This is a genomic window from Chitinophaga hostae (assembly GCF_018224885.1).
GTDB classification, from domain to species: Bacteria; Bacteroidota; Bacteroidia; order Chitinophagales; family Chitinophagaceae; genus Chitinophaga; species Chitinophaga hostae.
On record NZ_JAGTXB010000019.1, the window covers coordinates 138,453 to 150,240 of the forward strand.

General features: G+C 46.9%; 10 protein-coding genes. 6 read left to right on the forward strand and 4 right to left on the reverse strand.

The window, feature by feature from the left end:
• The first annotated feature begins 2 nt into the window (after nucleotides 1-2).
• Both KE626_RS27520 and KE626_RS27525 read left to right on the forward strand, forming a co-directional pair.
• A complete protein-coding gene (locus tag KE626_RS27520; protein WP_211976243.1) occupies nucleotides 3-1,436 on the forward strand; it encodes an alpha-L-fucosidase in 1,434 nt (477 codons plus the stop codon).
• A gap of 147 nt (nucleotides 1,437-1,583) precedes the next feature.
• A complete protein-coding gene (locus tag KE626_RS27525; RefSeq protein ID WP_211976244.1) occupies nucleotides 1,584-2,435 on the forward strand; it encodes an NAD(P)-dependent oxidoreductase in 852 nt (283 codons plus the stop codon).
• Nucleotides 2,436-2,748: 313 nt separating this feature from the next.
• Here KE626_RS27525 and KE626_RS27530 read toward each other — a convergent pair whose 3' ends face one another.
• A complete protein-coding gene (locus tag KE626_RS27530) occupies nucleotides 2,749-3,528 on the reverse strand; it encodes a protease complex subunit PrcB family protein (RefSeq protein ID WP_211976245.1) in 780 nt (259 codons plus the stop codon).
• 306 nt (nucleotides 3,529-3,834) lie between these two features.
• Here KE626_RS27530 and KE626_RS27535 point away from each other — a divergent pair, with 306 nt between their 5' ends.
• A complete protein-coding gene (locus KE626_RS27535; RefSeq protein ID WP_211976246.1) occupies nucleotides 3,835-4,221 on the forward strand; it encodes a response regulator in 387 nt (128 codons plus the stop codon).
• Between the two features lie 17 nt (nucleotides 4,222-4,238).
• Here the strand turns inward: KE626_RS27535 and KE626_RS27540 are convergent, their stop codons facing one another.
• Nucleotides 4,239-5,051, reverse strand: coding sequence for an alpha/beta hydrolase (locus KE626_RS27540; RefSeq protein WP_211976247.1), 813 nt, complete (start codon nucleotides 5,049-5,051; stop codon nucleotides 4,239-4,241).
• A 140-nt stretch (nucleotides 5,052-5,191) separates the two neighbouring features.
• Here KE626_RS27540 and KE626_RS27545 point away from each other — a divergent pair, with 140 nt between their 5' ends.
• A complete protein-coding gene (locus KE626_RS27545) occupies nucleotides 5,192-7,204 on the forward strand; it encodes a beta-L-arabinofuranosidase domain-containing protein (RefSeq protein ID WP_211976248.1) in 2,013 nt (670 codons plus the stop codon).
• Between the two features lie 22 nt (nucleotides 7,205-7,226).
• On the opposite strand, the gene KE626_RS27550 is transcribed toward KE626_RS27545, so the two are convergent.
• Nucleotides 7,227-7,730, reverse strand: a complete 504-nt coding sequence (locus KE626_RS27550; RefSeq protein WP_211976249.1) for an Lrp/AsnC family transcriptional regulator — start codon at nucleotides 7,728-7,730, stop codon at nucleotides 7,227-7,229.
• 208 nt (nucleotides 7,731-7,938) lie between these two features.
• Here KE626_RS27550 and ppsA point away from each other — a divergent pair, with 208 nt between their 5' ends.
• Nucleotides 7,939-10,431 (forward strand): phosphoenolpyruvate synthase, encoded by a 2,493-nt coding sequence (ppsA, locus tag KE626_RS27555; RefSeq protein WP_211976250.1) that lies wholly within the window; start codon nucleotides 7,939-7,941, stop codon nucleotides 10,429-10,431.
• 71 nt (nucleotides 10,432-10,502) lie between these two features.
• Here ppsA and KE626_RS27560 read toward each other — a convergent pair whose 3' ends face one another.
• Nucleotides 10,503-11,096, reverse strand: a complete 594-nt coding sequence (locus KE626_RS27560; protein WP_211976251.1) for a hypothetical protein — start codon at nucleotides 11,094-11,096, stop codon at nucleotides 10,503-10,505.
• Nucleotides 11,097-11,187: 91 nt separating this feature from the next.
• Between KE626_RS27560 and KE626_RS27565 the strand changes: the two genes are divergently transcribed.
• Nucleotides 11,188-11,733, forward strand: a complete 546-nt coding sequence (locus KE626_RS27565; RefSeq protein WP_211976252.1) for a type II toxin-antitoxin system death-on-curing family toxin — start codon at nucleotides 11,188-11,190, stop codon at nucleotides 11,731-11,733.
• The last annotated feature ends 55 nt before the right edge of the window (nucleotides 11,734-11,788 follow it).

The following is an 11,788-nucleotide window of genomic DNA, read 5'->3' on the forward strand; positions in this document are numbered from 1 at the left end:
ACATGAAAAAACTTTGTACCGCTGCTGCCGGCGCATTGCTGCTGTTGCAATTGCACAGCCTGGCGCAAACAACAGCAAAAGATAGTATCACCCTGCAACATGGCGCTCATCGCATTGGAAACAGAACGGATGCCGGCATGGCACGCTGGAGATCCCTGCGTCTTGGCCAGTTTATTCACTGGGGCCTCTATGCCATTCCCGGCGGCGAATGGAAAGGTAAAACCTATAACGGCGCAGCCGAATGGATCCGCTCCTGGAAAGAAATGCCACAGGCCGAATACGACAACCTCTATAAACAGTTTAACCCGGTAAATTATCAGCCGGAACAATGGGCCCTGCAAGCCAAAAATATGGGCGCAAAATATATGATCATCACCACCAAACATCATGATGGTTTCTGTTTATGGCCCAGTAAATACAGCCGCTATACGGTAGCTTCCTCTCCCTGGAAAAAAGATATCATCGGTCCTATGGTAGATGCCTATAATAAAAATGGCATCGATGTATATCTCTACTTTTCCATCATCGACTGGAACCACCCCGACTGGCGCGCATCACCGAAAACACCGGCCGATAGTATCGCCTACGGCCGTTTTAAAGTATTCGTCAAAAACCAGCTGCAGGAACTGCTCACAAAATACCCAACGATAAAAGGCTTTTGGTTTGACGGCACCTGGGATGACTCCTGGAAAAATGACGGCGCCTTCTCCGATGAACTGGAACAATACCTGCAAAAAATTCACCCTGGCCTGATCATCGGCAGCCGCTTACGCGCCGACGAAAAAGGCGCCCGGCACTTCGACAGCAACGGCCGGCTCATGGGCGACTACGAACAGGGATGGGAACGCAAACTGCCGGAAAAAATCGCCGATATACATGGCAACGACTGGGAAGGCGTAATGACCATCCCCGAAAACCAATGGGGCTACAATGCCAGATGGGCCGGGCATATCAAATCGGCTAACGAGCTGATTGAAATGCTGGTCAAATCCACTTCACTCGCTGGCAACTTCGTAATCAACTTTGGCCCCAAAAGCGATGGTACCTTCCGTACAGAAGAAGTACAACGCATGCAGGAAATCGGTCAATGGATGAAAGTAAATGGCGCCGCTATTTATAACGGTGGTTACGCCGGTTTTGAAAAACAGGATTGGGGATATTATATCCGTAAAAACGGTACCGACAGTGTTTTCATGGTAGTATGCAACGTACCTGTATCCGGCGATCTCCGCGTGAAACTGCCGCAGCAAACTACGCTGACACATGCCGCAACACTGGAAAATCCCGCACAGGCCATTACGCCGGAAGTAACCGGTAAAAACGAATATTTTCTTCGCCTGGAAACAAAAAATTTCCATACCCCGGTCGTGATATTATTACAAACCAGCCGCAATACCGGTAATGATAACGGCCGTTTCGAAAAAGCCAAAACGTGACTGTGATTAATTTGATTACTATGATAATCCTGATAATATCAGGACTGACAGCCGGCAGGCTTGCGGCCGGTACCAGCAACGGCCGCAAGCTTGCGACATAGGTTGGGATGCCTGCTTCCCTTTTGTTATCTTCGGTTAAAAAAGGTTATGATAGCATTCTTAGGCATGGGCCTTCTGGGGTCAAATTTCGTGAGGGCACTGATCAGTAAAAATGAACAGGTGCAGGTATGGAACCGCACCGCCGCCAAAGCTGCTGCGCTGGAAGCATATGGCGCCAAGGCATTTTCCAGTGCAGCCGAAGCCGTAAAAGGCGCCAGCCGCGTACATCTGACGCTGAAAGACGACCACACCGTAAATGAAGTATTAGAGGCCGTAGCAGCAGGACTCACTCCAGGTGCGGTGATCATTGATCATACCACCACCTCCGCCGATGGAGCTGTACAACGGACCAAAGAATGGGCGGCACGTGGATTTACGTATGTGCATGCGCCCGTATTTATGGGTCCGCAAAACGCGCTGGACAGTACCGGCTACATGCTGGTTTCCGGCGATCAAACGGTAATCGGTACCCTTATCCCTTCCCTTTCCAAAATGACCGGAAAAGTGATCAATTTTGGCGATGTACCAGGCAAGGCCGCCGGCATGAAACTGGTGGGCAATAGTTTCCTGGTAAGTCTCACCGCCGGATTGGCCGATACCCTTTCACTGGCCAAAGCACTTGATCTGCCCATCAGTGATATTAGCTCCCTCTTTGATTTATGGAATCCCGGCAACGGTTTACCTGCAAGGCTGCAGCGGATGACTTCCGGCAACTATAGCAACCCTTCCTGGGAACTAAGTATGGCCCGGAAAGATACCCAGCTGTTTATCGAGGCCGCTCAAAAAGCGAACACCCCTCTTTCCGTACTCCCCGCTATCGCCGCCGAAATGGACCGCTGGATAGAAAAAGGACACGGAAATGAAGACTGGACAGTGATTGGGTCAGCTGTTAGCCATTAGCTTTTAGCTTTTAGTAAATGCAGCGGGTTTTGTCTTTATCAGGATTAAACTGATTTTGATGATTGGAGGATTTTTTTTGTGATTTGGAAGATTTTAAAAAGATTAGGGAAGACATAAGCGAATAAAATTCGCGTATATCTTCCCTAATCTTTTTAAATCAAAAAAGTAAAATCCTGCAATCACCAAAATCAGTTTAATCCTGATAAAGACAAAACCCGCTGCATTTACTAAAAGCTAACAGCTAATGGCTAACCGCTGTTCTCACCCTATACCCTGCGGGAACAAATGTTTCCGCTTTGGGTTCTGTAATTACCTATATGGTCATACTGCCCGGAGCGGGACTGGTAAGTTTATAGTAGATGATTGCTTCTTTTTCTTCTGTAAAATCAATACGGGTTACCAGCAGCTGATAACCGCCGGTAGGTTTGCTTCCTGCTGAAAGCACCACGCTGTTTACCTGGTCATTCACCGGGGTGGTTGTAAAGGTAACCCCGTCGGTAGTAGCCGGCTCTCCGCCTGCATTTCCCTTATGTGACTGCACAAAATCAGCGGCACTCTTTACCATTTTACTCGCTTCTGCTTTAGTAATGTAGGCTTTGGGACGGAAATTGCCGTTTTCCAATGCTGCTACGTTAAATTTAATAAGCGTTTGTACTGCATTCAGTGCGTTGCCTGAAAAGGATTTTTCATCCTTTATATTCAGCCACATCATATTCACCGGGTACTGACCAGTACCCTGGATGGCCTCATACAAAGCCAGGGCAAACTGTTCCCTGGTGGCAGGCGCTTCAGGACGCAGGTTACGGCCGGACTGGATACCATTATTGGCCGCAATAATGAGCGCCTCGGCATAAGGAGCCTTGTCATTGGCCAGCTTAAAATAATCGGTCGCCTTAGGCGCTTTGATAAAGCGCAGGTTATCGATATTTAAACCCAGACCTTTTACGATAAGATCAATACCACTACCAAAAGAGATACGGGATTGGGGCTTGGGGGCGGTGTATTCCGTTACAGGTTTGTCTTTGCTGTAAAGATCCTGGGGATTCAGTGCCAGGAGGAATACCGGTAATGCTACGGCCGTGTATAGATTCATAAAAAAACAGGTTTTTATACGATGCCCCGAAATTAGGCATTTGTACTAAAGTTTTAAAATTCACATATGAAACGATTCCCGCCCCGAAAAAGTTACGATTCCACAATTTGGGGCAAAAAAACGCAGACGCCACCGGCCCTCCCGGCCTGTATCCGCCGTTACTACCGGCTGTAAATCGCCCGGAGATCGTGGCACTGGCTTTGATAACAGCTATTTACCACTGTTGTTATGCGTTTAAAAGGTTACCATTTCCGGAAAGCCGCTAAGGGCCGGCAACCATGGGATGATTATATAAAATATATGGAGATGAAAATTCTTATGGTAGATGATGATGCGGAAGACAGAGACATTCTTCAATTTTCAATGGAATCCGTTAATGCCACAGATACCGTTTGCTTTGCAGAAAATGGGGAACAGGCCCTCACCCTGTTAAACAATCATTATCCCCTCACTAATATTCCCATGCTTATTATCCTGGATCTTAACATGCCCAGGATGAACGGTACCGAAACCCTGCGAAACCTGAAAAGCGACGAACGTTTCAAAAACATTCCTGTGATCATATACTCTACTTCTATCAATCCATTTGAAAAAGAGAAATGTATGGAACTAGGCGCCCACTCCTTTATTACCAAACCTATTTCTTACCAGGAGAGCCTGGAGAATGCAAGTATCTTCCTGCGCTTCCTGTAAACCTTCCTGCCACTACCTTATCGCTTTACTTTTGCTCTTTTTTTTGCGTTTAATACCTGTAATCCTTTATACACGGCATGATGCAGGATAGTCAGATGATCTTCCGCCGGCATAGGAGCAAATCGTACAGACATACCCGTTACTACCGGGGTCGTAAGTTTATCGGAAAGTAATTTCGCATCGTGTTCCATTTGTTTGCCTTCTGTACCAACGGCAATAAACACCTGTGCATCCACCGGCTGGCTGTATTTTATTTTGGCCAGCAGCGATTCATTATCCCACCACAGGCTGGGACTCACAATCACATAGCGGTTAAAGAGCTGAGGACGCGTAATCAATATTTCTGAAGCCAGCAACCCTCCCAATGATTGCCCTACAATGGTACGCACCTTGTTGGTCCTGAAATGCTGTTGTACAAACGGCTGCAGTTCCTGTTCCACAAAGCGGATAAATTTTTCGGAATGCCCGGTAGTGGGATACGCTTTTTTATCTGCTTCCACTGTTGTGGGAAAGGTGAAATCCCTTTTGCGGTCAACGTTCGCAATACCCACTATAATGGAAGGTGGCATTTGCTGTATCATTGTCAGGAACTGCACGACACCGGTTACATGGATAAAATCTTCATTGGCTGAACCATCCAGCAGGTAAATAACCGGGTAGGTTTGTGAGGTATCTTTTTCATATCCCTCCGGGAGATAGATATTCAGTGTGCGTGTTTCGCTGAGTACCTCAGAACGGAGCTGCCGTACTTCGCCGATTGAAAAAGGTTGGGTTTGGGCATGAGTGGAGCTGATGTATAAAAGTCCAAGCAGGAAAAGCAAATGACGCATCTTTTTCTGTCAAACTTAAGGATAAATTACCTGACAACCTTTTTTGATACATTTAATAGAAAGAATGAGCAGATTAAATGAACCACCAGGAAGAATTAGGAATATCTTGCCGGCGAAACAAGTACCGACAGCAACTGTATATGAAACATATTCTCATTGCCTCTACGATATTATTAAGCATTACGCTTCCTTGTGCTGTTGTGGCACAAACGAAAAAAACAATTCAGTATAACGGAAACCGTGCTCCTCTTCATCAGAAACCTTATATCGCGCTGCCACTGGGCGCCATTAGTCCCAAAGGTTGGCTGAGAACCATGCTGGTGCAGCAAAAAAATGGCGCCACCGGTCAGCTGGATCAATTATATCCCTTGGTGATGAACCAGCGTAACGGATGGCTGGGTGGTGATGGCGACCAGTGGGAACGTGGTCCTTACTGGATAGATGGCCTGCTGCCATTGGCTTATATACTGAAAGACACGGCCCTTATTGCCAAAGTAAAACCCTGGGTGGAATGGTCTATCAAAAGCCAGCAATCCGATGGTTATTTTGGTCCGGCAAAAGACTATGGCTACGAACCCGGCATACAACGCGACAATAGCCGGGATTGGTGGCCAAAGATGGTCATGTTAAAAGTACTGCAGCAGTATTATGAGGCCACCGGCGATTCCCGCGTGGTTAATTTAATGACCGCCTACTTCCGTTACCAGTTAAAAGAGCTCCCGCAAAAACCGCTGGACCACTGGACTTTCTGGGCACGTTATCGCGCCGGGGATAACCTGATGGTGGTGTACTGGCTGTATAATATTACGGGCGACAAGTTCCTGCTCGACCTGGCAGACCTTCTCCATCAGCAGACATTTGATTATACCGACGCATTTTTACATACCGGCCTGTTATCACAACAGGGCAGCATTCACGGCGTAAACCTCGCCCAGGGCATTAAAGAGCCGGTGATTTACTACCAGCAGCATCCCGATAAAAAATACCTGGAAGCCACGCGCAAAGGATTCGACGACCTGCGTAAATTCAATGGTATGGCGCATGGTCTTTATGGCGGCGATGAAGCCCTCCATGGCAATAATCCCACACAGGGATCTGAACTCTGCACCGCCGTGGAAATGATGTTTTCGCTGGAGAGCATCCTGGAAGTAAGCGGTGAGGTACGGTATGCCGACCAGCTGGAGAAAATTGCCTTTAACGCTTTGCCATCACAGATTACGGAAGACTTTATGAACCGCCAGTATTTCCAGCAGGCCAACCAGGTAATGGCTACCCGGCATATCCGCAATTTTGATGTGAATCACAGTGGCACAGATCTTTGCTACGGGCTGTTATCCGGTTATCCCTGCTGTACGTCCAATATGCACCAGGGCTGGCCGAAGTTTACCCGGAACTTGTGGTATGCTACCGCCGATAGTGGTGCAGCAGCCTTGCTGTATGCTCCCAGCGAAGTAAAAATGTATGTGGCACAGCAAACTCCTATCACCTTCAAAGAAGAAACCAATTACCCGTTTGGAGAAAGCATCACCTTTACACTCAGCACGCCAGAGAAAGTGAACTTTCCCTTTCATGTGCGTATCCCCGAATGGTGTAAAAAAGGCATTATTAAAGTGAATGGGAAGGTATGGCAGGAAGCCGCCGGCAACCAGGTGGTAAAGGTTTCGCGCGACTGGAAAAATGGTGATGTAGTGGAACTGCAGCTGCCTATGCATATCTTCAAAAATACCTGGTATGAAAACTCCATGTCGGTAGAGCGGGGACCTATTACCTATGCCTTGAAGATAGCCGAAACTATTACCGCGGTAAACAATACCAAAGACCCGCTGGATTACGGTGCTGCTTATTTTGAAGTGCGCCCTGCCAGCCCATGGAACTATGCCCTCATTGAAACGCCGGATGACCAGCTCCAGGCACGTTACAAGGTAGAAAGCGCCGGTGCGCCGGCTGCTTATCCGTGGACCACCGCCCATGTACCCATCTCCATAAAAACTACAGCAAAACGTATTCCCTCCTGGCAGTTGTATAACGAAATGACCGGCCCTGTTCCCTATAGTATTACATATGGTATGGAAATGGGAAAGGAAGAAGAGATTACGCTGGTACCTTATGGTTGCACCAAGCTGCGGATTTCACAGTTCCCGGTGGTAAGGTAACCGGGAAATTTACTTTTTAAATTTATTTATTTTTTTGCTGGGGCTTTATTTGCTGTCCTGTTTTGAGGTTCAATTCTACTTCGCATTTCGACTCTGACAAAACAAACAGGCTGCGGATCTTATAGATGTTATCGAGCCGGGAGAGTTTTGTGAGGTTAAAATGTTCATAGGCTTCCATATCAGCTACCAATACTTTAAGCAGGTAATCGAACTGTCCGTTCATTTTATAACACTCCATTACTTCCGGAAAGGTATTGATCTTTTCTTCGAAGGCTGGCAAACGGTCCTGGCCGTGTTCCTTTAAGGTAACGCTGGTATAGGCCACCAGGTTTTTACCGAGCTTATTTTTATTAAGCACCGCTATGTAGCGTAAGATATACCCTTCTGCTTCCAGTCGTTTTACCCTTTCAAATATAGAAGTAACCGACTTACCTAACCTGGAAGCAATCTCTTTATTGGTTGTTCTGGCGTCTTCCTGTAATATGTCCATTATACACATATCAATTTGGTCAGGTATGAAACTCATGTCCGATTTTTTATCAAAAATAGGGATCCTGTTATTGATTTAGGAAAAAAAGTCGGTGGCAGGTGCTTTTTTTAGTTTTGTTTTCGCTTTTGCGAAAGTAGTTGTCATAACACCGCGGCTTGGTATAATTTGCTGACAGAGAAACAAACCACGTTTGGGAGACGACCATCAACCTTCCATATTTTTTATTCATTAAACTCATTTTTACATGAGACAAAGTATTGTACTTCCGCTAAAAGCGGTAGGCATGGATGCTATTGCCCTTGTAGGCGGTAAATCAGCCTCCCTGGGTGAAATGATTTCCAACCTCGAAAAAATGGGGGTTGCAGTCCCTGACGGCTTTGCCATTACCACCACCGCCTATTATGATTTTATGAAACAAAGCGGGCTGGAACAATTTATAGCAGAGCAGGTAGCCACTATTGATTTTAAAGACATAGTTACCCTGCGCCGGGCGGGGCAGAAAATAAGGCAAGCGATCAGCAGCACCCGGTTTCCGCATGAGCTGAGCCAGGAAATCATTGCCGCCTACCAGCAATTATCCCAGCAATACGACCAGGAACAAACCGATGTAGCCGTAAGATCCTCCGCCACCGCGGAAGACCTTCCTGATGCCTCTTTTGCCGGTCAGCAGGAAACCTTCCTGAACGTAAGGGGACCTGCTGCCCTGATAGATGCTGTGAGGAACTGTTTCGCCTCCTTGTTTACCGACCGGGCCATCAGCTATCGCGCCAACTTCGGCTACGACCACTTTAGTATAGGCTTGTCCGTATGCGTACAGAAAATGGTCCGCTCCGACCTTGGCGCTTCCGGCGTCGCTTTTTCCCTGGATACCGAATCGGGATTCAAAGAAGTGGTAGTGATCAACGGTTCTTTTGGTCTTGGTGAAATGGTCGTACAGGGAGCCGTTTCCCCCGATGAGTTCATCGTATTCAAACCATGTATGCAGCAGGGTTATACCCCTATCATAGAAAAAAAGCTGGGTGTAAAAGATAAGAAAATGGTGTACGGTGAAAGCAGCGATGAACGAACCAGGATCATCCCGGTAGAAAAAAAGCAGCAGCAGCATTTTTGCCTGACCGACGCACAAATCATGCAACTTGCTGAATGGGTGCGTTGTATTGAAACCTACTATTCAGAAAAGAAAGGCCGCTGGTGCCCGATGGATATTGAGTGGGCAGTAGACGGGCTTACCAGCAACCTGTATATCGTACAGGCACGCCCGGAAACCATCCACTCCAGGAAAGATCATAATATGATCACCTCTTACGCCATCGAACATACAGCCCAGGCAAAACAAATACTAAAAGGCATTGCCGTAGGTGATAAGATCGCCACCGGCCAGGTAAATATCCTCTTTTCCCTCGATAACCGCCTTATTACCGGTAACGAATTCAAACCCGGTGATATACTGGTAACCGACATGACAGACCCCGACTGGGAACCTATCATGAAAATGGCTTCCGCCATCGTTACCAATAAAGGCGGTCGTACCTGTCATGCCGCCATTGTAGCGCGTGAAATGGGAATCCCGGCTATTGTTGGCTGCGGCGATGCCACCGAAAAATTAAACGACGGCCAGGAAATCACCGTCAGCTGTGCTGAAGGCAGCGATGGTATCGTATACGAAGGCATATTGCCTTTCCGGGAAGACAAACTGGACCTGTCACAGCTCCCCGCTATACATACCCCGCTCATGCTGAACGTAGGATCGCCTTCCATGGCGTTCCAGTTCACCCACCTGCCTAACAAAGGCGTAGGGCTGGCCCGCGAGGAATTTATCATCAACAACTATATCAAAGTACATCCGCTGGCGTTGCTGCATCATAAAACACTCAACGACGCCGATCTATCTGCCAAAATTGCCCAGCTGATACAGGGGCATGATAATGAAGAAGACTACTTTGTAAACAAACTCGCGTATGGTATCGGGAAAATTGCCGCTGCTTTTTACCCTGAGAAAGTGATTGTTCGCTTCTCGGATTTTAAAAGCAATGAATACTTCAACCTGCTCGGTGGTAAACACTTTGAGCCTACGGAAGAAAATCCGATGATCGGTTGGAGAGGCGCCTCCCGCTACTATTCCCCCCAATACAAAGCAGCCTTTGAGCTGGAGTGTAAGGCCATCCGGAAAGTAAGGCATACCATGGGGCTAAAGAATGTAGTAGTAATGATCCCGTTCTGCAGAACCGTAGAAGAACTGCAACTGGTACTTGCTACCATGGAAGAATTTGGATTACGTCGCGGCGAAGAAGGACTGGAAGTATACCTGATGGCAGAAATACCCTCCAATATTATGATGGCAGAAGAATTTTCAGCCTTCATTGATGGTTTCTCGATAGGATCAAATGATCTGACACAGCTCACACTTGGTCTCGACAGGGATTCTTCCCTGGTAGCCAATCTTTACAATGAAATGAACCCGGCCGTACAACGCCTGATTGCCCACCTGATAAAAGTGGCCAAACAGCAAAAAGTAAAGGTCGGTATCTGCGGACAGGGACCATCGGACTTTCCGGAGTTCACCAAATTCCTGGTGGCGCAGGGCATTGATAGTATTTCAGTGACACCAGATGCAGTCATAAAAACCGTGAAAGCGATTCATGAAGCAGAGAAGGCTACACCGGGCATGAATGGCAATTCAATTACACCAGATACAATCAAAAAAACGGGGAAAGCGATTCACGAGGCAGAGAAGTAAGAAAAGTTAGAGAGCGCTGAAGCTTCGCGAAAGCGGGGTTTCAGCGTTTTTCATATTGATGGTAAACACAGCTAGTCTACGAGCTTCAGAGAGCGGATTATGTCCGTGACTTTTTGCACAAAGATTCCGTCTTTCAACACCGGTTTTCTTGAACGTAACTCAAATTCAAACAATACAAGATCCCCCTTCAACCTCACCAATGCTCTGATATTAAATTTTTTGATGTGACTTACCTCCCTGGAAAAACCGGTCACTGGAATCGAATCTTTACCCCCCATTATAACAGTATCTATCACTAAATGATCCCGGTATCCCTCCTTTAATAGCATTTGCTTCATTCCGTTTCGCAAGCTGGCAATATCTGGTGCGCTTCCGGCAAATTTCTCTGCTTCGTGTTCGATGGTTAACTGGTCTACAGAATCAGCCGGAGATTTTGTATAGAGCTCGCCATTCTCCTGCGCAATAGGAAATATCTTAGGCTGAAACCTGTATTTAATCTTGTCGCAGGGTGGACCGCAATCTGAATAGTGCGTCCATTGTATTAATGTATCCCATTCATTGGGTATATCCATTTTAATAACACCACGATTATCCTTTAAAACGAGGGTTACCGGATGGGTACTTCTTGCCCGCGGTAAACAGGCAACAAGGAACAAAACAACCATGAGGCACAAGAGCAGCCGCATAAACAATATAAAATTGAGCCGCTGCAAATCTATGTAAATTGCCTAACTTGGTACCCGAAAAATAAACGCCATGCAACACTTAACCCCAGATTCCGAATCCGCCGGCCTGTTAAAGATATTAAACGATTATGCGTACGCGTTAGACATACTGGATAAGTACGACCACCAGGTTTTAGCAATTGAATCCGCCACTGCGGAAAATCTCTTTGAAATCACCTACCCTGTGGCAATGAGCGCCATCCTTGGGCTGCGCGACAAATTCGGTGGCAGCACCCTTTTTGGCAACGAAAAAGATGAATCTTTTCAGGGCTCCCTGGCAGCCATCTATCAAACCTTTGGCGGGCAGTATGTATACCCCAGCGTAGAAGAAAAGGCGGCGCACCTCTTATACTTTGTCACCAAAAATCATTCATTTTCTGATGGCAACAAAAGGATAGCCGCGTTTTTATTTGTGTGGTTCCTGGACAAAAACAATATCCTGTATCATACCGATGGGTCCAAAAAGATCGGCGATAATGCACTGGTAGCTTTCACGCTGATGATAGCGGAATCCAAACCTGATGAAAAGGAAATGATGATAAAGGTGCTGGTGAATTTGATGAATATGCGGAACTAATGTAGGCTTACCACACTAACTTCATTCAAAAACGTGCGCTTCGCTCTTGATGGCA